Raw genomic sequence first — 21,821 nt, 5'->3', positions numbered from 1 at the left:
CCCGAGGGACGCGGCGGAACCGGGCTCGGCGAGGCGGAGCTCGGCGGGGGTAGGACGCGGTGCAGTGCAGAGGTATCGGGGGCCGGCGCCGGGTCAGTCGGTGAGGTCGCGGATCACCGCGTCGGCCAGCAGCCGGCCGGGACGGGTGAGGACCAGGCGGCCGCGGGCGGCCGCATCGGCCTCGAGGTGGCCGCGGCGCACATGCACGTCGATCATGTCGCGCCGATGCGGGGCGATCTGGTCGGCATCGAGACCGTCACGGATGCGCAGCTCGAGCATGATCCGCTCGAGCGCCCTCTCCTCCGGGGAGGTCCGTTCGGACTCCTGGCGCGGCAGGACGCCCTCGCCGAGCATCCGGGCGTAGCGGCTGGGATGCTTGACGTTCCAGGCCCGCAGCCCGTCGCGGTGCCGGTGCGCCCCGGGGCCGATGCCCCACCAGTCGCGGCCGCGCCAGTAGGCGAGGTTGTGCTGGGAGCGGTGCGCGGGAGTGCGCGAGAAGTTGGAGACCTCGTACCAGCTGAGCCCCGCCGCCTCGAGCAGGTCGTCGATCGCCTCGTACTTGTCGGCCATGTCGTCGCCGTCGGGCTCGGGCAGCTCGCCGCGGCGCACCTGCCGGGCCATGGCCGTGTTCCCCTCGATGATCAGCGAGTAGGCCGAGATGTGGTCGACCTCGCAGGCCAGAGCGGACCGGACGGAGGTGACGACGTCCTCGAGCCGCTCCCCCGGCGTGCCGTAGATGAGGTCGAGGCTGACGTCGAGACCGGCCTCCTTCGCCCACTGCACCGCCAGCGGCACCCGTTCCGGGTCGTGGGTGCGCCCCAGGGTCGCGAGCACCGCCGGCACCGCCGACTGCATCCCGAAGGACACCCGGGTGATGCCGCCCTCGGCCAGGCGCCGCAGGGACTGCGGAGTGACCGAGTCGGGGTTCGCCTCGGTGGTGACCTCCGCGCCGGGTGCCAGGGGGATCAGGGACCGCAGGTGGGCGAGCAGGGCGACGAGATCGTCCGCGGGCAGCAGCGTGGGCGTGCCCCCGCCGAAGAACACAGTCCCGACCTGCTCGTAGACGTGCCCTGCCGCGGCGTCGTCGGCCAGGGTCAGGTCCATCTCCCGCATCGCATGAGAGGCATACTCGGCCTGGCTGCCGCCCCCGCCCAGCTCGGTGGCGGTGTACGTGTTGAAGTCGCAGTACCCGCAGCGCACCGCACAGAACGGCACATGGATGTAGACCGACAGATCCCGGGGTCCGGGCACGTGCACCGCGGGAGCATCGGCCGACGGGGTCGGCGCGCTCACAGGCCCATCCCGAGGCCCAGGCCGCGCCCCGTCGAGCGCAGGCGCTGCGGGAACTGCCGCGGGGATCCGGCGCGATCCAGAGCGACCAGCGCGGAGCGGACCAGGGATTCGTACAGCACCGTGCCCGTCGCCTCGGCCCAGTCCAGCAGCCGTGCCGCCGGCTCCGGCGCGAGCCCGCGGTAGACCTGGCCGATGCTCACCTCGTGCTCGGGCCGGGCGAGGACCTCGATCCGGTCCCCGGCGCGGACCTCGCCCTCGGTGAGCACGCGGAAGTAGGCGCCGCAGCGACCGGCGTCCCGGAAGCGGCGCGGCCAGGAGCGGTCCTGCATGCGCGCGGCGAAGGTCTTGCAGGGCTCGCGGGGGCAGGTCGCCTCGATCACGGCCTCGCCGATCTGCCAACGCTCGCCGACGAGCGCCTCGTCGGTGTCCTGGCCGGTGGTCACGAGGTTCTCGCCGAAGAAGCCGTCGGGCAGGTCCTCGCCGCGCTCGCGGGCGAAGGCCTCGCGCATCTCCCGGGAGACGGCGTAGACGGCCTTGAAGATGCCTCCGTGATGCTCGCGGTCGCCCTGGACGTCGCCCAGCACGCCGTGCGCGAGCAGCCGCACGGGACCGTCCACGGGGCGCTTGTCGATGCCGCTCATGAGCCGCCGTTCGGGGACGGCGAACAGCTCGGCGACGGTGCAGACCGCGGCGATCCGCCCGCCGGCGGCGGGATCGATGCTCACCTCCAGCGCACCGGCGGGGGCGGTCACTTCTTCTTGCCCTCCTTGGCGGCGCCCTCGCCGTCGGAGGACAGGGCTGCGATGAACGCCTCCTGCGGCACCTCGACGGAGCCGATGTTCTTCATGCGCTTCTTGCCCTCCTTCTGCTTCTCCAGCAGCTTCCGCTTGCGCGAGATGTCGCCGCCGTAGCACTTGGACAGCACGTCCTTGCGCAGGGCACGGATGTTCTCGCGGGCGATGATCCGCGAGCCGATCGCCGCCTGGATGGGCACCTCGAACTGCTGGCGCGGGATGAGGTTCTTGAGCTTGCCGGCCATCTCGACGCCGTAGTGGTACGCCTTGTCGCGGTGGACGATGGCGCTGAAGGCGTCGACCGGCTCGCCCTGCAGCAGCATGTCGACCTTGACCAGATCGGCCGCCTGCTCGCCGCTGACGTCGTAGTCCAGGGAGGCGTAGCCCTTGGTGCGGGACTTCAGCTGGTCGAAGAAGTCGAAGACGATCTCCGCCAGGGGAAGCTGGTAGCGCAGCTCGACCCGCTCCTCGGAGAGGTAGTCCATGCCCTGCAGGCTGCCGCGCTTGGTCTGGCACAGCTCCATCACGGTGCCCACGAACTCGCTGGGGACGATGATGGTGCCGCGCGAGACGGGCTCGCGGATCTCGCGCACCTTGCCGGTCGGGAAGTCCGAGGGGTTCATGACCTCGACCTCGGTGCCGTCCTCCATGGTGACCTGGTAGACCACCGACGGCGCCGTGGAGATGAGGTCGAGGTTGAACTCGCGCTCCAGGCGCTCGCGGACGATCTCCAGGTGCAGCAGGCCCAGGAAGCCGACGCGGAAGCCGAAGCCGAGGGCCGTGGACGTCTCCGGCTCGTAGTTCAGGGCGGCGTCGTTGAGCTTGAGCTTGTCCAGCGCGTCGCGCAGGATCGGGTAGTCCGAGCCGTCGATCGGGAACAGCCCCGAGTAGACCATCGGCTTGGGATCGGCGTAGCCGGCCAGCGCCTCGGTGGCCCCGCGGACCGCTGCGGTGACGGTGTCGCCGACCTTGGACTGGCGCACGTCCTTCACGCCGGTGATGAGGTAGCCGACCTCGCCCGGGCCCAGGCCCTTGGTGGGGATCGGCTCCGGGGAGATCACGCCGATCTCCAGCAGCTCGTGCTGGGCGCCGGTGGACATCATCACGATCTTCTCGCGCGGGGTCATCCGGCCGTCGATCACGCGGACGTAGGTGACCACGCCGCGGTAGGTGTCGTAGACCGAGTCGAAGATCATCGCGCGGCAGGGGGCGTCGATCTCGCCGACCGGCTCGGGCAGGGTGCGCACCACGTGGTCCAGCAGCTCCTCGACGCCGGCGCCCGTCTTGCCGGAGACGCGCAGCACCTCGGAGGGATCCACGCCCACCAGCTGGGCGAGCTCGGCCGCGTACTTCTCCGGGTCCGCGGCCGGGAGGTCGATCTTGTTGAGGACCGGGATGATGGGGAGGTCGTTCTCCATCGCCAGGTACAGGTTCGCGAGGGTCTGCGCCTCGATGCCCTGGGCGGCGTCGACCAGCAGGATCGCGCCCTCGCAGGCGGCCAGCGAGCGGGAGACCTCATAGGTGAAGTCCACGTGGCCGGGGGTGTCGATCATGTTCAGCGCGTAGTTCACGCCGTCGACCTGCCAGGGCATGCGCACGGCCTGGCTCTTCACGGTGATGCCGCGCTCGCGCTCGATGTCCATCCGGTCGAGGTACTGGGCGCGCATGGCCCGGGCGTCCACGACGCCGGTCAGCTGCAGCATGCGATCCGCGAGCGTCGACTTGCCGTGGTCGATGTGCGCGATGATGCAGAAGTTGCGGATCCGCTCCATCGGCGTGGAGGCGGGCACGATGTCCCGGGCGTCCTCGGTGGCGATCCTCGGGGTCACCGGCATCCGTCCTCTCGTCCAGCGTTCGTCATGCGGGTGCGCCGGAGCCTGCCCGGCGGCCGGGACATCGTCTCACGATGCGCCGGGTCCGGTCGCGCTGCGCCGGCCCGCATGTGGCGGGCGGCGCATCGGCCGCGCCGGCGGGGCCGATGCCCGGCCCGGAGCTCAGGCCATCGGGCGGAAATATGCCGTGTCCAGCGCCCGGGTGAGGGCGCCGGTGACCATCTGGATGTGCTCCATCTCCTCGTCGAAGTCCGCGGTGATGTCCTCGAGGGTCCGGTAGCGCAGGCTCGCCAGGGCCCGCCCGGCCAGGCGCCGCGCCGGGTCCTGCGTCCCGAAGCGGTCGAAGGCGTGCCCGTGGACCTTCGCCAGCGCGTCCAGGGCCTGGTCGAGCTGGGCCAGGCAGTGCGCGATGGAGCGCGGGAAGAAGGTGTCCAGCAGCAGGAAGCTGATGGCATCGGCCGCATCGACCTGGCCCCGGTAGGAGCGGATGTACGCCTCGTGGGCGCTGCAGGTGCGCAGCAGCATCACGGTGTTGGCGTCGGAGGTGTCCTCGAGGTCGTGGGACTGCAGGATGCGGGAGATCATGTCGATCCGCTCGATGGTGCTGCCCAGCTGCCAGAACAGCCACGCCTCGTCGCGGGTCATGGAGGCGTCCACGAGGCCGTTGACCACCGCGCAGCGGTCCTTGGCCCATTGGAAGTAGCCGTGCATGCGCGAGGGGCGCAGGGCCCGCGGCACGCCGTGGCTGGTCGTGTTCAGCGACTCCCACACCTCGGTGGAGAGCACCTCGCGGGCGCCGCGGGCGTTCTCGCGGGCCGTCTGCAGGGCGCCGGCGACGGCGGAGGGGTTGCCGCGGTCCACGGCCAGCAGGTCCAGCAGGCGCTGCACGCCCGGCTCCTCCCCCTCCTCCGCCTCGATGCCGAAGATCCCCAGCACCTGCCGGCAGCGACCGGTGACCAGGGACGCCGGCTCCTGCGTGACGGCCTGCAGGTTGACGTCGAGGATGCGGGCGGTCTGATCGGCCCGCTCGACGTAGCGGCCGATCCAGAACATGGCGTCGGCGATCCTACTGAGCATCGCGCTCCTCCTCGGCGGGGTCCTCGGCGCCCAGCAGCTGCTCCTGGGTCTGCAGCTCCTCCGCGTCGATGATCGGGATGGCGGTGGTGACGGGATCGGGTTCGACCGGGGGCGCATCGGCCGGCACGGAGAGGTCCTCGAGCGGCTCGTCCTCTCCGGAGGCCTCGACCACGCGGATGTAGCCGGTCGAGGTCGGCACCTCCACCCGGGTCGGGGTCGAGGAGGCCATCACCCAGGTGTCCTTGGAGCCGCCGCCGCGGGAGGAGTTCACGATGATCTCGCCCTCCGGCAGGGCGACGCGGGTCAGGCCGCCGGGAAGCACCCACACGTCCTCGCCCGTGTTCAGGGCGAAGGGGCGCAGGTCCACGTGCCGGGGCCGGGGCCCGTCGGCCACCAGGGTGGGGATGGTGGACAGCTGGACCATCGGCTGGGCGATCCAGCCGCGCGGATCCTCCAGCAGCCGCGAGCGCAGCGCGTCGAGCTCGTCCCGGCTCGCCGTCGGGCCGACCACGATGCCCTTGCCGCCGGAGCCGTCCACGGGCTTGACCACGAGCTCGTCGATGCGGTCCAGGACCTCCTCGCGGGAGGACGGGTCCTCCAGGCGCCAGGTGTCCACGTTGCGCAGGATCGGCTCCTCCTGCAGGTAGTACCGGATGAGATCGGGGATGTAGGTGTACGTGAGCTTGTCGTCGCCGATGCCGTTGCCGATGGCGTTGGCGACCACCACGTGCCCGGCGAGGATCGCGCGCACCAGGCCCGGCACGCCGAGCACCGAGTCGGGACGGAACACCTCCGGGTCCAGGAAGGCGTCGTCGGTGCGCTTGTAGATGACGTCCACGCGGCGCAGCCCGGCGGTGGTCTTCATGTAGACGCGGTCGGAGGAGACGACCAGGTCGCTGCCCTCGACGAGCTCGACGCCCATGGTGCGCGCCAGCAGCGAGTGCTCGAAGTACGCGCTGTTGTAGCGGCCGGGGGTGAGCACCACGACGGTGGGCTGCTCGCCGGCGGTGTCCGGGGCGGCGGCCTCGAGGGCGCGCAGCAGGCGCCCGGGGTACTCGTCGACGCTGCGCACCGGCGCGGAGGCGAACAGCTCCGGGAAGGTGTGCGCCATGGCGCGACGGTTGGAGAGCACGTAGGACACGCCGCTGGGCGTGCGCACGTTGTCCTCCAGCACGCGGAATCCGCCCTCGCCGTCGCGCACCAGGTCGATCCCGGAGATGTGGATGCGCACGCCGTTGGGGGGCCGGTAGCCGCGCATCGCCTCGACCACGGCGTCGGAGGAGGCGATCAGGCTCTCCGGGATCACCCCGTCGGCCACCGCGGCGCGGTCGGAGTACAGGTCATCGAGGAACGCCTCGATGGCATGGACCCGCTGGGCGATGCCGATGGAGACCTCCGCCCATTCCTCGGCGGCGATGATCCGGGGGATCGCGTCGATGGGGAATGGCCGCTCCTCCCCCGCGTAGTCGAAGGTGACGCCCTGGTCGAGATAGGTGCGGGCGAGCGACTCGGATCGGGAGCGGAACTCCTCCTCCCCGAGGCTGGACAGGGCGTCGTGGAGGAGCTCGTAGGTGGGGCGGACCGCGCCGTCCGCAGCGAACATCTCGTCGCCGGCGGGTTCGGCTCCGTATCCCTCGAAGAGTGATGCGCCTGACATGCCTCCATCTAACACCGTCCGCGGCCCGGCCTTTCACCGTTCCGTCCACCGCGACCTCGCCGTGACCGACTCCGCGCGGATGGGTACGCTCGCTGTCATGTCGCTCGCCTCCCGGTTCTCCTCCGTCCTGCGCTCCGTCCTGCGCTCCCCGGCAGCCCGCCGCGCCGCCCGCGACATCGGCAGGTCCGTGGTCGATGCGGTGCAGGATCGTCGCGACGGGACCTCCGGCGGGACGGCGGGCCGGTCCGGCGCCGACCTCGCGCAGGAGGCCCGCTCCCGGCAGGGCGCACCGGGCTCCGGGCCCGAGGCGGCCGACGGCGCCCTGGCCGACCGCCCGAGCAGCCCGCCGCTGGCGCTGGACTACTCCCCGCGCGATGACGAGGACGCCGACCCGGGCGAGATCGCCTGGGCGTGGGTGCCCTTCGAGGAGGACATCACCCGGGGCAAGGACCGGCCGGTCCTCGTGCTGGCCCGCGAGAGGGACGAGCACGGCGAGGTGCTGGTGGCCCTGATGCTCACCTCCCGTGACCGCGGCGACGCGGTCCATGTCGACGAGCACGGGGCCACCTGGGTCGACATCGGCACCGGCGCCTGGGACTCCCGCGGCCGCGACTCCGAGGTCCGCGCCGACCGCCTGCTGCGGCTGCGCCCCGCCTCCGTGCGCCGGGAGGGCGCGAAGCTGTCCCGGGAGCGCTACGACCAGGTCGCGCGCGTGGTGCGCGAGGTGCACGGCTGGAGCCTCTGACCGGTCGCGCGCCCTCTGAGGTGCACGAATGGGATGCGTGACACGCTGCGCAGGTGCTGAACGGCGGACACCGTTCTGGTAACCTCGACCCTTGTATGTGTGACATACCGTCCGGTGCGCGCACGCCGTGGTCCCTCCCGTGTCTCGGGTGAAGCGGCCGTGCGATCCGGATGTGTGACCGCGACAGCGACTCGGTCCCGACGTCTCCAGGCGATCCCCACCGCCCGTCCCCGTCAGGACCGCACCTCAGCTGGTGCGGGCGTTCCACCACCCACAGCACAAGAGAGAAGTCCTCGTGGCAAACATCAAGTCCCAGAAGAAGCGGATCCTCACCAACGAGAAGTCGCGTCTGCGCAACAAGGCCGTCAAGAGCGAGCTGAAGACGCACGTCCGCAAGGTCCGCACCGCCGTGGCCGCCGGCGACGCCGCTGCTGCCGGCACCGCGCTGCAGACCGCCGCGCGCAAGCTGGACAAGGCCGTCTCCAAGGGCGTCATCCACAAGAACCAGGCCGCGAACCGCAAGTCCGGTCTCGCCAAGCTGGTCGCCGGCGTCGCCAAGTGACCTCGCAGCTCAGCTGCTGCCCCGTCTGACGGGGTGGACGACGGGCCCGGTGCGGAACACTCCGCACCGGGCCCGTCGTCATGTCCGGACGTCTATCGAACCTCCGCGCCCCCGCGCGGCAGCGTCCGCGGCTCGCCGGCATCGCGGCGTCCACCGCATCGGCGGAACGCCCGTCCCCAGCGCACGCGCGGCACCGGCCGCGCGGCGTCCGGCCACGGGGCGTCGGCCGCGGGACCTCAGCGCTGGCGGCGCGCCCCGCAGATGCGGATGATCAGGTGCTGCACCGACCAGGCGGGGTCGCGCCCGGCGCCCTTGACCTCGTGATCGGCCTGGGCGACGGCCTCGATCGCCAGGGCCAGGGACCGGTCGTTCCAGGCGCGCACCTCGCGGGAGAGGTTGCGGATCATCCAGTCCGGCATCCCGAGGGTGCGGGCGGAGGCGCCCGGTGCGGAGACCTTCGCCAGGGAGCGGATCTTCGAGGCGATCGCGGCGACCATGGGCACGGGCTCGGCGCCCACGAGCTGCGCCTGGGCCAGCAGCTGCAGGGCCTCCGCCTCGCGACCGGCGATCGCGGCATCGGCGACGGCGAAGGCCGTGGTCTCCACGCGCCCCGCGGTGAGGGCATGGACGTCCTCGACGGCGATGGTCGGGGCAGGAGCGCCGGGCTCCGGCGTGGTGTCCTCGATGATCTGCCGGCAGATCGCGGCGAGCTCGGACAGATCGGCGCCGAAGGCGTCCACCAGCGCGCCGACGGCCTCGGGCTGGATGCGGCGGCCCGCCCGGCTGAACTCGGAGGCGGCGAAGGTCTGCTTGTCCGCCGCGCGCTTGATCGGATCGGCGGCCACCCGCGGCACCCCGGCCTTCTTCACGGCGTCCAGGAGCTTCTTGCCCCGGTTGCCGCCGCGGTGGACGAGGACGAGGGTGACGTCCTGCTCGGGCGCCGCGAGGTACGACTGGACGTCGGCGATCATCTGCTCCGAGGCGGACTGCAGCTCGGGGATCACCACGAAGCGCGCCTCGCCGAAGAGGGACGGGCTGGTGACCTGGCTGAGGGCGCCGGCGCCGGAGTCCCCGCCCAGGTCGTGGAAGGCGACGTCGGGGTCGTGCTCGCGGGCCTGGGTCCGCAGCCGCTCCAGGGCGCGGGAGGCGATCAGCGGCTCGGTGCCGTGGATCAGGATCACCGGCGCGAGGTCCACGCTGTGCCAGGCCACATCGCTCACGTGCGGGTCCTTCCTGCTGAGGCGGCCGTGGTCGGTCCGACGGCGCCGGTCGATCCTATCGGGCCGCACCGACGGCCCGCAGAGCGGTGATGTCCCCGGGAGGGACGAGGACGGTCCCGTGGACGTCGGTGCGGCCCACATGCGGCGTCTGCCCTCGGGCGATCTCGAGCGCTCTGCGCGTGGGATGCCCGAAGGAGTTCTCCTGCCCTGCGGTGACCAGCACCACCTGTGGCGAGAGCTGCTCGTACAGCGGGGCGTGCTGGCGGGCGGAGCCGTGGTGGGCGATCTTGACGATGTCGGCCCGGGCCGGCGCGAGCGCCGCGAACATCCGCTGCGCGACCGGTTCGAGGTCCCCCAGGCCGAGGTACCGCGTGCCGTCGGCCCATGTCGCGGCGATCACGACCGAGCAGTCGTTGGCCGCGTCCCCCTCGCCGCCGCCGTCCTCCCGCGCCGCGGCGGAGCGGGCGGTGGCGGCGTCCGGCGGCCACAGGACCTCGACGTCCAGGCCCGGCCCCGACCATGCGGCGCCGATGGTCACGGGCTCGGCCGCGACGGCGTCCGTGATACCGATGCTCGCCTCCTCCAGCGGGCAGGTCCATTGGCGCGCCGGGGTGCGGGTCCCGGTCAGCGCCGCGGTGCCGCCCACGTGGTCGGCATGCGGATGCGTCAGCACCAGCAGGTCGATGCGTCGCACCCCCAGCAGGTCCAGGCAGGCGGCGAGGGCGCGGGGGTCCGGGCCGGTGTCGATGAGGATCGTCGTGGCCGCGTCGGCGGGCCGCAGCAGCACGGCGTCCCCCTGCCCCACGGCGCAGGCGGCGACGATCCAGACCTGGTCGCGGCCGCCGGGGAGCCGCGTCGCGAGGGGCGGGGCGAGGGCGGCGACCAGCACGGCCACGAGCGCGAAACGGACCAGCCGGCGGCGGCGCGCGGCCAGGGCCGCCGCCCCCAGGGTCATCAGGACGACCGCGCCGAGGGCTCCGGCCGCGCCCTCCGGGACGGGGATCCGCGCGCCGGGCAGCGCGTCCGCGGTCAGGGCCGTGAGCAGCACCAGATGCGCGCCTCCGGCGGCGATGTCGTAGACGGGCGCCGCCAGCGCCGGGGAGATCACGGCGAGCAGCAGGGCCACCATGCCCAGGACCGTGCTGGGCGCGACGATCGGCGCGACGGCCATGTTCACCGCCACCGCCCAGACGGAGACCTCCGGGGTCAGCAGCACCAGCACCGGGGTGCAGGCCGCCTGGGCCACCAGCGGCACGGCGAGGACCAGTGCGGCCCTCTCCCCCACCCGGCCCCGGCTCATCGATGCCAGGGCCCGGGCCAGCGGCGGTGCGAGGATCAGGATCGCGGCGGTGGCCAGGGCCGAGAGCACGAAGCCGGCCGAGGACGCCGTCACCGGGTCCAGGCTCGCCCACAGCGCCACGGTCAGGGCGAGCGCGGCGACCGGTGACGCTCGCACCCCGACGAAACGGGCCAGCAGCAGCGGGGCGGCCATGGTCGCCGCGCGCAGCACGCTCGGCTCCGGCCCGACCAGCAGGACGTACCCTCCGCAGACCGCGGCCGCCAGCACGATCCGCACCCGCCGCCCGATCCCGAGCAGGAGCAGCGGCACCAGCACGGCGGCCAGGACGAGCGCGATGTTGGCGCCGGACACGGCGACCAGATGGGAGATCCCGGCGCGGCGCATGGCGTCCTCGGCGCGCGGGCTGAGCCCCTGCGTGTCCCCGGTCGTCATCCCGCGGATCAGGGCCGCCTCGTCCACGGGCAGGTGCGCCGTCGCCTCCCGGGCGCGATCGCGCGGCACGATCCGCCAGTCCTGGTCGGTCTCTGCTGCCGTCAGCCGCGACGGGAGGAGGACCACGAGGTCTCCGGCGGCGCGCACGGTCCCCCGCAGCCGCACCCGGTCGCCGATCCGCAGCCCGGCGACCTCCTCCGCGACGGGGCCCTCGGCCCGGATCAGCACGCGGAGCTCTCCCACGGACGCTGCCGTCCGGCCGATCCGTGCCGGACCGGGCACGGTGCGCCCCAGCACCTGGCTGCCGCCGCGCGCCCAGGCGGGACCGGAATCGGGCACCTCGGGGTCGCCGAGGATCTCGACGTCGACCTCGAGGACGAGGCCCTGCGCCGCGGCGTCCTGGAGGGTGGTCACAGCCGTCTCGTGGCGGAGCGCCGCGGGCACCAGCAGCACGCTTCCGATCAGCACCAGGCCGAGATGGGCGCCGAGCGTCCGCGCCATCCCGCCTCCTCCGGTGAGGATGCCGACCAGCAGCACGATCGAGACGGCGGCCGCGAGGACGGCGAGCAGCATCGGCCCGCCGCCGTGGACCCCGACGCCCGCGAGGGCCCACAGCGCCGCGGCCGCCGGCGCCAGGCGCAGGTCGGAGCGGGCGAGCATCTCAGACCGTCGCCATCGGGGCGATCTTCGCGAGGGTGGCGGGGCCGATCCCCGGGACCTCCTCGAGCTGGGCGACGTCGGCGAAGGGACCGTTGGCCTCGCGGTGCTGGATGATCCGCTCGGCCAGGGCGGGGCCGACCCCGGGCAGCTCCTGCAGCGCGGCGGCGTCGGCCGTGTTGAGATCGATCAGGGCACCGCCGGCCGGGTCGGCCGCGCCGCCCGGTGCGGGGGCCGGCGGCGCATCGGCCGGCGCGGCGGAGGCGGGCGGGGCCTCCCCCGGCGCGGGGACGTGGATCTGCTCGCCGTCGACGAGGGGCCGGGCCAGGTTCACCGCCGCGAGGTCGGCGTCCTCCCCGGGCCCTCCCGCCGCCTCGATCGCGTCGTCGATCCGGGACCCGGCGGGCAGCTCCACCACCCCGGGGCGGACCACCTGCCCCGAGACGTGCACGACCACCGTCCCCTGGCTCGAGGAGCCGGAGCCCTCCTCCGCGCCGGCGGTCTCCCGCGTGCCGTCGGCCTCCCCCGCGCCCGCCGTCCTCGCCGGACCGGTGGGCTCCGCGGCGACGCCCGTGCCGGAGGGGGCCTCCTGCGCGGCCGCGGAATCCTGGCCGTCCGTGCCGTGGCCGTCCGCCGGGATCGCCGCACCGCGCGTGGAGAGATGGATGGCGCCGGCCGCGATGAGGACGAGCACCAGCAGCCCCAGCAGGGCGGTGGCGCTGGGCCGCGGCAGATCGGCCAGGCGCACCTTCGGGCCCGCGCGGTTCTCGCGCACGGCGACGAGCTGCTCGCCGCGGCGGCGGTGCCGCCCGGGCCGGGCTTCCGGGACGGGATCGTGGTCCATGCCCCGACGCTAGGCACCCGGCGACGGTCCCGCCTCCGATGCCGCAGGGCTGTGGACAGGCGCGCCCTGGGGAGGAGAAGCGGCCCCGGCGATCGCCGGTTCCCGAGCCGGGAGGTGGGCTTTCCCGGCTCGTCAGCCGGCACTCGCCGTCGGGAGGCCGCTGCCCCTGGGCCGCGGCCCACCCCGGTCAGCCCGGCCCCACCCCGGTCAGCCCCGGCCCACCCCGGTCAGCCGGGCCCACCCCGGTCAGCCCGGCCCCACCCCGGTCAGCCCCGGCTCACGGGGGTTCAGCCCAGGCCCACCATGTACAGCCACTGCCGCCAGAACCCGGCGAGGATCGCGAGGACCACCAGGGCGTACCAGGCGATCGACAGCACCACCCAGTGCCGCAGCACCGCCGCGAGGGGCGCCGGCGCCCGCCAGGTGCCGGACTCGATCGTGCGGGCGAGGACGGCGAAGAACATCGGCGCGGTCATCAGCCACACGAGCATGCACCAGGGGCACAGGGCCTTGATCACGAAGATCGCGGAGATCGCCAGGAACTGGATGAAGCCGAAGGCGAAGGTCATCCCGCCCAGGGTCGCCCAGGAGAACCACCGCGGCAGCTGCGCCCCGCTCAGCAGCAGGGAGCCGATGCACGCCATGATCGCGTATCCGGCCAGGCCGATGGCCATGTTGGGGATCCCGAACGTCGCCGCCTGCCAGGTCGACATGACGTCCCCGCAGGAGATGAAGGGGTTGATGTCGCAGCCCAGCTGCGCCCCGGGGTTCTCCAGCAGGAACAGCTTGTCGATCATCAGCACCAGGGCCGCCACCCAGGAGACGGCGCCGCCCAGCAGCAGCACGGCGCCAGTGACGCGCTCGGGGGCGCGCCGCCGGACGGCGGCCTCCGCGGCGAGCTCCGCGTCGATCTCGGCGAGCAGCTCCTCGTCGGTGGGCTCGGGGTCGTGGGACCGGTCGGTGGTCATCGCGGGACTCCCAGGGGTGCGAGGGCGAGGAGGGGACGGGTCAGCGGGCGGGGACGGGGTTCTGCGCGAACCAGTCGGCGAGGCGGGCGAACCCCTCGTCGAGGCTCACCCGCGGGCTCCATCCGAGGCGCTCGCGGGTGCGGCGCTGGTCGAACCAGTGGGCGGTGGAGAGCTGCTCGGCGAGGAACTCGGTCATCGGCGGCTCGTCGTGGCCGGGGCGGTGCTCCCAGATCCGCTCGACGACGCGGCCGGCGAAGCGTCCCACGGCGCCGGGCACCTGCCGGTGCGGGCGGGCCACGCCCGCGGCGTCGCAGAAGCCGCCCAGCACGTCGCGCACGGTGCGGGGCTCGCCGTTGGTGACCACGAAGCTCTCGCCGTGGACGTCCTCGATGCGGTCCAGCGCCGCCACGATCGCATCGGAGGCGTTGGTGATGTACGTGGTGTCGATCAGCGCCATGCCCTCGTCCAGCAGGGGCAGCCGGCCGCGGGAGGCGCGGTCGACGATGCGCCCCACCAGCTGGGTGTCCCCCGGTCCCCACACGATGTGGGGGCGCACGGAGGTGACCATCAGCTGCCCGGCGGCGTCGGCGGCCATGGCCAGCTGCTCGGCGGCGGCCTTGGTGCGGGCGTAGGGGCCGCGGGCGCGACGCGGATCCGCCGGGGTCGCGTCCAGGCCGACGATGGACGTGCCCAGATGGGCGACCGACGGGGAGGAGATGTTCACCAGCCGCGCGACGCCCTCCCCGCGCATGGCGTCCAGCACGGCCTGGGTGCCGCCGACGTTGACCTCGCGGAACTCGGACTCGGGGCCGGAGATGGACACCTTCGCGGCGACGTGGACGACGGCGTCCATCCCCGCCACCGCGCGGCGCACGTCCTCCGCGGCGGTGAGGGACCCCAGGGTCTCCTCCACGCCGTCGATTCCGGCGCTGCGGCGCTGGAGCACGCGCACGCTGTCCCCGCGGTCGCGCAGGGTCGTCGCCACATGCCGCCCGAGCATCCCGGAGGCGCCGGTGACCAGGACCTTCTGCGCGCTCACAGGGGACGCCCCGGCTCTCCGCGCAGGGTCGCATCGGCCCATGCGGACAGTCTCGCCCGGTCGATCTTGGAGTTGTGGCGGATGTCGGTGGGCAGGCACCGGGTGGTGAACACGGCGGTCACGGGGACGCCGGCGCGCTGCTGGACGGCGCGGCGCACCGCCTCCTGCAGCGCCGGGTCCGCGGGGCGGGGCCGGGTGGCCCTGCCGGGCCGGTGGTCCGCCTCCGTCTCGAGGATCACGACGACCTGCTGCGTCCCGGCGGGGCCGACGGCGGCGGCCCCGGCGCGGCGCACAGTGGGGACCGACTCGGCCGCCTCCTCGATGCGCACGGGCGTGACCAGCCCTTCGGCGGTCGCCAGGACGTGCGCGGCGCGGCCCTCCACCCACAGGCGGCCCGCCGCGTCCAGCTGGCCGACGTCCCCGGTGGCGTGCCAGCCCTCGAAGCGGCTGGCCGTGTCGGTGGTGCCCCAGAGCATCAGGTAGCGGTCGCGCACGTGGGGGGCGCGGACGAGGATCTCTCCGGTGATCCCGGCCTCGGTGGTGATCTCCCCGGTGGTCTCCCCCAGCGCGTCCATCGCGGCGATCGCGATCTCGACCCGCGGCACGGGCGTGCCCACGCACACCCCGGCGCCGGGCCCGGCGGCCTCGATGCCCTCGAGGTCGATCGCCGTGATGGCCAGGCACTCGGTCATGCCGTAGGGGGTCAGGGCGCGCGCGGCGGGCATGAGGACGCGCAGCTCCTGCAGGAGCGGCGCGGGGATCGGGGCGCCGGCGCTGAAGAAGCTGGGCACGCGCGCGAGCGCGGCCCGTTCGGCGCCGTCCAGCACGCCGGAGGTGTCCAGGATGTTGCGCAGGGCGGCGGGGGCGGTGAACACGGCGGGGGCGCCGAGCGCGTCGACCGCGTGGGCGAGCGCCTGCGCCGTGAGCTCGCCCGGCCGGGTGACGTCCATGTCGGGGACGACGGACGGGGCGCCGAGGGCGGGGCCCAGCAGGGCGAAGGGCGCGAACCCGGCGACCAGGCCGCGCTGCGGGTCCAGCTGCAGGGTGTCCCCGACGGCCGTGAACATCGCGCTCATCTGCCGGTGCGTGTAGACCGCGCCCTTGGCGGGACCGGTCGAGCCGGAGGTGAACAGCACCGCCGCATCGGCCTCGGGATCGGGCCAGGGGGCGTCCAGCGGGGCGCCGAGCTCCTGCATCTGCCGGCCGGCGTCGGCCAGCTCGGAGACGGAGGTGTCGATGCCCAGCGCCGCCCGGTCCAGGGTCGGCTTCCGGGCCACGGAGATGCGCCGTCCCGGCCAGCCCAGGGCGCGCGCCCCGGCCAGGGCCTTGTCGATGCCGATGATCCAGTCCGGGTGGGATCCGACCACCGCGCGGGTGAGGCCGTCCACGCCCAGGCCGGCGTCCGCGATCACGGCGACGGCGCCGATGCGCAGGCAGGCGTACAGCACCGCGGTGAGGTCCGCGCCGGGGGTGATGAGCACGCACACCCGGTCCCCCGGGGCGATGCCGTGGGCGAGCATGCCGGCGGCGATGTCCTCGACCCGGGAATGCAGCAGCTGCCAGCTGATCCGGCGGGGCTCCCTGCCGTCCTCGCCCATCTCGACGACGGCGTCCGCATGGCGGTGGGCGGGATCGGCGGCCAGGCGCGCGATCGGCGCGCCGACGTGCCCCTCCGGGGCCTGCTGCGCGAAGGTCGACACGGCGCGCGCGGGCCGGGACGATGCGCCGAAGGTGCGCTCGAGCCAGCGGGCCACGAGGCCCGCCACATCGGCGTCCTCCCACACGAGGTGGCTGGCGCCCTCGAAGCGGTGCACGTCCGCATGCGGGACCCGGGCGACGAGGTCGCGCAGGTAGCGGTCCGAGAAGGTGACGTCCTTGGGTCCCCACGCCATGAGCGTCGGGACCTCCACCTCGCAGATGCCCTCGGCCAGGCGCTCGAGGGTGGGCCTGCTGGGGTGGTCGGCGTGCGCGGGGATGTCCGCGACGAAGGCCTCGATGCCGCGGCGGCGGGCGCGGCCGCGGTACGGGGCGAGGTAGGCGCGGGCGACATCGGCCGGCAGCGGCGGATTCGAGATCGCGATGGTGGTGCGGATGAAGGCGTCGGTGATCGAGGTGGTCGCCGGCAGCACCGCCGGGGTCGTGGCGAGCTGCAGCGCCCGCGGCAGCGACTCCCCGAGCTCCTGGTGGATGCCGGTGTTGGTGAGGATCATCCCGGCCAGGTCGTGGCGGTTGTCCAGCGCCCAGCCGACCGAGACGATGCCGCCCCAGTCGTGGCCGACGGTCACCACGGGGCCCCGGAGGGACAGGGCGTCCGTCAGCAGGGACAGGTCGGTGATGCGGTCCTGCAGGTGCCGGGTGACGCCGGTGCGCTCGGACCAGCCCATCTCCAGCTGGTCCACGGCGATCACGCGCCAGGGGATGTCCTCCCGGATCAGGGAGCGGAACAGGAAGGAGTAGGTGGGGTTGCCGTGGACGGCCAGCAGGGTGCCGCGCGGGGTGATGCCGCGCTCGGCGAGGAACGGCGCGGAGTCCAGCAGGTGCCAGCGGCGCAGCTCTCCGGTGTGGTCGCGGACCTCGAGGGTGCGGGAGTGGACCGGGTCCACGCCCGGCAGGACGGGGATGCCGGGGCCCGGCGCCGGCTCGGCGCGGCGACGTCCTGCGGTGCGGGTGCTCACCAGGTGACCTCCATGAATGCGGTGTTCAGACCGGAGCCGACGCCGAGCATGAGCACGCGCTCGCCCCGGGCGATGTTCTCCTGGTGATGGGCGAGGGTCATCGGCACGGCCTCGGCGGCGACGTTGCCCCAGTCGGGGAAGGTCACGGGGATCCGCTCCATGCCCACGCCGGTGATCTTCGAGAAGTTGCGGGTGTAGACCATGGAGACCTGGTGCGGGATGACGTGCTCGATGCTCTTGAAGTCGAGTCCCCGGGAGCTCGCGTCCTTCCAGGTGTCCACGATCAGCTCGACGCCGTTCTCCAGCAGGCCGGTCGAGTCGGTGCGCATGTCGTCCATGTCCCCGATGCACAGCTCGTGATGCTCGGTGCCGGCGCGCCCCTCGGTGAGGTTGATGCGGTGGCCCTCGGGGTGGGCGTCGGCCCGTCCGAGGACCGCCGCGGCCGCGCCCGAGCCCAGCGTCAGCGCCGCGAACTGGTTGTTGAAGTCGGCGCGGGTGGCGTGCTTGGAGTTCAGGCGGTCGATGGTGCCGCGCTGGACCTCCTCGACGTCCTCCGCGCCGACGATCAGCGCGTACTCGATCTGGCCGGAGTCGATCATGCCGGCGGCCATCGTCATCGAGTTCACGAATCCCAGGCAGGCGTTGGTGATGTCGAAGTTCATGCAGCTGCGCGGCATGCCGAGCGCATGGTGCACGGTCGCGGAGACGGCGGGCTCGAGGTGCTGGCGGCACACGGAGGCGTTGATGAGCAGCCCCACCTGGTCGCGGGTGATGCCGGCCTTGGCCATGGCACGCTCGGCGGCGAGCACGATGCCCTGCTTCCAGCCGTTCTCCCGGTCACGCCACCAGCGTCGCTCGTACACCCCGGCGACGCGCTGCAGGACGCCCTTGGGAAGCCGCAGGCGGCGCCGCGCCGGCGCGAGCATGTCGTCGATCTCGTCCGAGGTGACGGGCACCTGGGCGACGCTCGCCTCCACCGAGAGCAGTGCCACGTTGCGGTGGACGAATGACGTGTTCCCCATGTGCCGTTTCAACCTCAGTCCTCGTGCGTCCGGGCGCCCCGATCACAGGAGCGCACCGGACGCATTCTTCCACCCGGCGCCTGCGAGTGCGCTCCGCGTGTCCGATGCCACGCCGGACGGCGCGGCGCCGGCTACGAGTCCAGCCCGTGGCCCAGGTGGTGGCGGGCGAAGGCCAGGGACTGGCGCAGGACGCGCTCGCGATGCTCGGGCCCGCCGCCGCTGGTGCTCACCTCCAGCAGCACCGAGCCGCGCCAGCCGCGGTTGGACAGCCGCCGCAGCACCTCGGCGCAGGGCTGGTTGCCCTCCCCTGGCGGGAGGTGCTCGTCCTTGGTGGTGCGCCCCGTGCCGTCGGCCAGGTGCAGGTGGGCGAGGCGGTCGCCCAGGCGGTCGATCATGGCCAGCGCGTCGTCCCCCGCGGTCGCCGCATGGGAGAGGTCCACGGTGACGTGCTGGTAGTCCTCGTCGGTGGGGTCGTGGTCGGGCAGGTAGATCATGGCCTCGCGCACCCCCAGGCGCCACGGGTACATGTTCTCCACCGCGATCTCCACGCCGTACTTCTCCTGCAGGCGGGCGACGCCCTCCACGAAGCCGCGCGCATAGGAGCCCTGCCAGCGGAACGGCGGGTGGGCCACGATGGTGGGCACGTCGAGGTCGACCGCCATCTGCGCGGTCCTCTCGATCTTCACCCACGGGTCCAGCCCCCACACGTGCTGGAGCAGGAACAGCGTCGGGGCGTGCAGGGAGAGGATCGGCTGGCGGTAGGCGCGCGAGAGCGCGGCGAGCTCCTGCACGGACCGGGTGACCTTCGAGGTCGAGACCATCACCTCGACGCCGTCGTAGCCGATCTCGGCGGCCAGCCGGAAGCACTCCTCGACGCTCGCGGGGAACACCGAGGAGGTGCTCACGCCCACCGGGATGCGCCGTGCGGGGCTCTGCGCGCTCAGCGGGTCGCCGGCGCTGAGACGCCGGGACAGGGCCTCCCGTCCCGTGACGTGCGCCTGGCTGCGCCGCGTGATGGGCGGGCGGGGCCGGGCGGGCCCGCGGTCCTGCGCTGATCCGTTCCTGGGCACCATGTCCTCCTCGTGGCACGGCCGATGCACCGGTTGGCGGCCCCGACAGTATCTCCCACCCGATGCCCGTGCCGAGCCGGGACGCGGACCGCGCCCCCACTAGACTCCGATCATGCGCGTGCGCGATCTCGGCCCCGACGACCTCGTCCCCTTCCAGCAGCTGTGCTCCCTCGCCTTCGGCGGGAGCGTGAGCGCCACCGGCCCGGCGCCCTTCCGTCCCGGGCAGTCGCCGCTGGGCATCGACGCCCCGGGCGGGGAGGGCCTCGCCGCCGCCCTCACGGTGCGCCACGACCGCATCGCCGTCGGCGGGGGCATCGCCCCCTGCGGCGGCATCGGCGGGGTGTCGGTGCATCCGGCCCACCGCGGCGGCGGCATGTTCGCGCGCCTGATGACGGCAGCGATCGCCCGCAGCACGCAGCTCGGGCACGCCTTCTCGATGCTCTACCCCTCCAATCCGGGCATCTACCGCGCCCTCGGCTACCAGAAGGTCTCGCAGGTCGACCGCCTGGTCGTGCCGCTCGCGGACCTGCGCGGCATCCCCGCGCCCGCGGGGCTGCACCTGTCCCCCGTGACCGCCGCCGCGATGCCCGAGGTGCGCGCCCTGTACCGCGAGGTCGTCGACGCCGGGAACGGACTGCTGCTGCGCGAGGGCCCGCTGTTCGGGGAGGAGATGCCCGCCGCGCCCTGGACGGCCGTGCTGGTGCGCGACGCGGAGGGGACGGCGCAGGGCTACCTCTCCTTCGCCCGCACCCCCGACGGTCCCGCGGGCACCGGGCTGGAGGTCTTCGACCTGCTGGGGCGGCGCCGCGAGCACGTGGCCGCGCTGCTGCGCTCGCTGGCCTCGTGGTCCACGGTCACCGATGCCGCTCTGGTGCGCACCCGGCAGGACGACCCGCTGCTCGACGTGATCCCCGGCGGGCGGGTGCGCCCCGATCCGGAGGTGATCCCCCTGGTGATGATGCGGGTGATCGACACCGCGGCCGCGCTGGAGGCCCGCCCCGCACCCCACGGGCTGCACGGCAGCATCCGGCTCCGGGTCACCGATGCGACAGGTCCGGGGCCCGTCGCCGCGGCGGCCGGGGATTTCCTGGTCGGCGCGTCGGAGGGGACGGTGCACGTGCATCGCCTCGCCGATCGGGCCGAGGACGCCCCGGGCTCCCACGAGGATCCGACCCCGCCGGACGTGCGCCGCGACGAGGATCCGGGCGCCGGCGCGCCGGGCGCCCGGCTGGACATCCACGCCGCCTCGCTCCTGCTGGCGGGCGGGCGCAGCCTGGCCGATGCCCGCCGCCTGGGGCTGGCCGCGGACGCGGACCCCGCCGCGGAGGCGTTCCTCGATACCCTGCTGGCCGGCCCGCGACCCAGCGTGCTCGACTTCTTCTGACATCCCTCCCGAGACGCCCACGGAGCTCCCCCGCGCATGGCCAAGCTGCACTTCAAGTACGGAGCGATGAACTCCGGGAAGTCCGACACCCTGATCAAGACCGCCTTCAACTACGAGGAGCGGGGCCTGGCGACCCTCACCGTGAAGGCGGCGGTGGACACCAAGGGCGAGGACTGGGTGGTCGCCCGCGGCGGGGCCCGGCGCCGGGTGGACGTGCTCGTCGAGCACGGCGAGGACCTCCGCGCCCGCATCCGCGCCACCGCCGATGCGCAGGGGCTGCGCCCGCTGCACTGCGTCCTCGTGGACGAGTCGCAGTTCCTGGACCGGGAGCAGATCGACCAGCTCTACCTGGTCGCCAAGCGCGACGGGATCTCGGTGATCTGCTACGGGCTGCGCACGGACTTCCTCACCGCCGTGTTCCCGGGCTCGCAGCGCCTCTTCGAGCTCGCGGACAACTTCGAGAAGCTGCCGACGATGTGCCGCTGCGGGGCGCAGGCCGAGTTCAACTGCCGCCTGGTCGACGGCGTGCACGTCTTCCACGGCGACCAGGTCGCCATCGACGGCGCCGACGTCTCCTACGAGTCGCTGTGCGGCACGTGCTTCATGCAGGAGCAGGAACGGGCCGGGCAGCACGTGATCGGCGGCGCCTGACCGGCGGCGTGTCCGGGAGGCCCGACAGCGGGGGCGGCCCCTGCCCGGCGGCGCGACGCGGCCCCCTGCCAGGCGGCGCGACGCGGCCCCTGTCCGTGCTGGACAGGGGCCGCGTCCTGCGGGGCGCTCAGGAGCTGAGCGGCTTGTCGTCCCCGACCTCGGCGTCGCCGCCTGCCACGCCCTCGGCGTCGGCGCCGGGGGCGGCGGCCTCGCCCGACCCGAGATCGGCGGATTCCAGCCCGACGGCGGCTGCCGAGTCGTCCGGCTCCGGGGACTCGGCATCGGATGCCTCGTCGGGATCCGCGGGGCTCGCGGCGCGGCGTCCGCTGGCCTCGGAGACCTTCTCGCTGACCTTCTCCCGGACCGCAGCGGCGGCCTCGGGCGCCTTCTTCTTCGCGGTCTCGGCCGTGTCGTGCGCGGCCCGCACGACGGTCTCGCGGGCGCGCTCGGCGCTCTCGCGCACGTGCGGGTCCTCGGCCACGCGCCGCGCCCCGCGCTCGAGGGACTCGTAGGGTCCGCGTCCGAGACGGGATCCGATCACGACGCCGATGGCGATGCCGAGGATGAAGATGACCTTCTTCATGGCTGCTCCTGGGGTG

The 21,821-nt window shown here is 73.8% G+C and carries 18 protein-coding genes; 4 read left to right on the top strand and 14 right to left on the bottom strand.

Going from position 1 to position 21,821, the window contains the following annotated elements; translation table 11 throughout:
- Positions 1 to 93 precede the first annotated feature (93 nt).
- The 5 genes from hemW to BF93_RS01130 all read right to left on the bottom strand — a co-directional run bounded on the left by hemW (position 94) and on the right by BF93_RS01130 (position 6,653).
- The gene (hemW, locus tag BF93_RS01150) at positions 94 to 1,293 is read right to left on the bottom strand and encodes a radical SAM family heme chaperone HemW (RefSeq protein WP_084148163.1); all 1,200 of its coding nucleotides are present in this window, start codon (positions 1,291 to 1,293) and stop codon (positions 94 to 96) included.
- Positions 1,290 to 2,045 (bottom strand): MOSC domain-containing protein, encoded by a 756-nt coding sequence (locus tag BF93_RS01145; RefSeq protein ID WP_051486374.1) that lies wholly within the window; start codon positions 2,043 to 2,045, stop codon positions 1,290 to 1,292. The genes hemW and BF93_RS01145 overlap by 4 nt, the downstream gene beginning before the upstream one ends.
- Positions 2,042 to 3,922 (bottom strand): translation elongation factor 4, encoded by a 1,881-nt coding sequence (gene lepA / locus BF93_RS01140; RefSeq protein ID WP_038370091.1) that lies wholly within the window; start codon positions 3,920 to 3,922, stop codon positions 2,042 to 2,044. The genes BF93_RS01145 and lepA overlap by 4 nt, the downstream gene beginning before the upstream one ends.
- Before the next feature lie 159 nt (positions 3,923 to 4,081).
- Positions 4,082 to 4,996 (bottom strand): alpha-E domain-containing protein, encoded by a 915-nt coding sequence (locus BF93_RS01135; protein WP_038370090.1) that lies wholly within the window; start codon positions 4,994 to 4,996, stop codon positions 4,082 to 4,084.
- Complete coding sequence (locus BF93_RS01130; protein ID WP_051486373.1) at positions 4,986 to 6,653, bottom strand: circularly permuted type 2 ATP-grasp protein; 1,668 nt, start codon at positions 6,651 to 6,653, stop codon at positions 4,986 to 4,988. The genes BF93_RS01135 and BF93_RS01130 overlap by 11 nt, the downstream gene beginning before the upstream one ends.
- Before the next feature lie 97 nt (positions 6,654 to 6,750).
- On the opposite strand from BF93_RS01130, the gene BF93_RS01125 reads away from it, so the two are divergent.
- Together BF93_RS01125 and rpsT are read left to right on the top strand one after the other, a co-directional pair.
- Complete coding sequence (locus BF93_RS01125; protein ID WP_038370089.1) at positions 6,751 to 7,398, top strand: type II toxin-antitoxin system PemK/MazF family toxin; 648 nt, start codon at positions 6,751 to 6,753, stop codon at positions 7,396 to 7,398.
- Between the two features lie 295 nt (positions 7,399 to 7,693).
- A complete protein-coding gene (rpsT, locus tag BF93_RS01120) occupies positions 7,694 to 7,960 on the top strand; it encodes a 30S ribosomal protein S20 (protein ID WP_038370088.1) in 267 nt (88 codons plus the stop codon).
- Positions 7,961 to 8,196: 236 nt separating this feature from the next.
- On the opposite strand, the gene holA is transcribed toward rpsT, so the two are convergent.
- The 8 genes from holA to BF93_RS01080 form a co-directional block, all read right to left on the bottom strand.
- Positions 8,197 to 9,180, bottom strand: coding sequence for a DNA polymerase III subunit delta (holA, locus tag BF93_RS01115; RefSeq protein WP_038370087.1), 984 nt, complete (start codon positions 9,178 to 9,180; stop codon positions 8,197 to 8,199).
- A gap of 55 nt (positions 9,181 to 9,235) precedes the next feature.
- Positions 9,236 to 11,572 carry a ComEC/Rec2 family competence protein gene (locus tag BF93_RS01110; RefSeq protein ID WP_038370085.1) on the bottom strand — a complete coding sequence of 779 codons (2,337 nt, stop codon included), beginning with the start codon at positions 11,570 to 11,572 and terminating at the stop codon, positions 9,236 to 9,238.
- 1 nt (position 11,573) lies between these two features.
- On the bottom strand, positions 11,574 to 12,413 hold the full coding sequence (locus BF93_RS01105; RefSeq protein WP_084148162.1) for a ComEA family DNA-binding protein: 840 nt from the start codon (positions 12,411 to 12,413) through the stop codon (positions 11,574 to 11,576).
- A gap of 287 nt (positions 12,414 to 12,700) precedes the next feature.
- Positions 12,701 to 13,381: a vitamin K epoxide reductase family protein gene (locus BF93_RS01100; protein WP_051486372.1), complete on the bottom strand. Its 681-nt coding sequence runs from the start codon at positions 13,379 to 13,381 to the stop codon at positions 12,701 to 12,703.
- 40 nt (positions 13,382 to 13,421) lie between these two features.
- Positions 13,422 to 14,420, bottom strand: a complete 999-nt coding sequence (locus tag BF93_RS01095; protein ID WP_038370084.1) for an NAD-dependent epimerase/dehydratase family protein — start codon at positions 14,418 to 14,420, stop codon at positions 13,422 to 13,424.
- Positions 14,417 to 17,098 (bottom strand): alpha/beta fold hydrolase, encoded by a 2,682-nt coding sequence (locus BF93_RS01090; protein ID WP_038370475.1) that lies wholly within the window; start codon positions 17,096 to 17,098, stop codon positions 14,417 to 14,419. The genes BF93_RS01095 and BF93_RS01090 overlap by 4 nt, the downstream gene beginning before the upstream one ends.
- On the bottom strand, positions 17,092 to 18,117 hold the full coding sequence (locus BF93_RS01085; protein ID WP_038370083.1) for a 3-oxoacyl-ACP synthase III: 1,026 nt from the start codon (positions 18,115 to 18,117) through the stop codon (positions 17,092 to 17,094). Before BF93_RS01085 ends, BF93_RS01090 begins: the two co-directional genes overlap by 7 nt.
- A 131-nt stretch (positions 18,118 to 18,248) precedes the next feature.
- Positions 18,249 to 19,190: a sugar phosphate isomerase/epimerase family protein gene (locus BF93_RS01080; protein ID WP_051486371.1), complete on the bottom strand. Its 942-nt coding sequence runs from the start codon at positions 19,188 to 19,190 to the stop codon at positions 18,249 to 18,251.
- A gap of 109 nt (positions 19,191 to 19,299) precedes the next feature.
- Between BF93_RS01080 and BF93_RS01075 the strand changes: the two genes are divergently transcribed.
- Positions 19,300 to 20,571, top strand: a complete 1,272-nt coding sequence (locus BF93_RS01075; RefSeq protein WP_038370082.1) for a GNAT family N-acetyltransferase — start codon at positions 19,300 to 19,302, stop codon at positions 20,569 to 20,571.
- Between the two features lie 36 nt (positions 20,572 to 20,607).
- A complete protein-coding gene (locus BF93_RS01070) occupies positions 20,608 to 21,222 on the top strand; it encodes a thymidine kinase (protein WP_038370081.1) in 615 nt (204 codons plus the stop codon).
- A 127-nt stretch (positions 21,223 to 21,349) separates the two neighbouring features.
- On the opposite strand, the gene BF93_RS01065 is transcribed toward BF93_RS01070, so the two are convergent.
- A complete protein-coding gene (locus BF93_RS01065) occupies positions 21,350 to 21,805 on the bottom strand; it encodes a prolipoprotein diacylglyceryl transferase (RefSeq protein ID WP_038370079.1) in 456 nt (151 codons plus the stop codon).
- Positions 21,806 to 21,821 lie beyond the last annotated feature (16 nt).

It is taken from the genome of Brachybacterium phenoliresistens, from assembly GCF_000576425.1.
GTDB lineage: Bacteria > Actinomycetota > Actinomycetes > Actinomycetales > Dermabacteraceae > Brachybacterium > Brachybacterium phenoliresistens.
The sequence above is the reverse complement of the archived record's forward strand: the minus strand, read 5'-3'. Positions and strand labels throughout refer to the sequence as shown.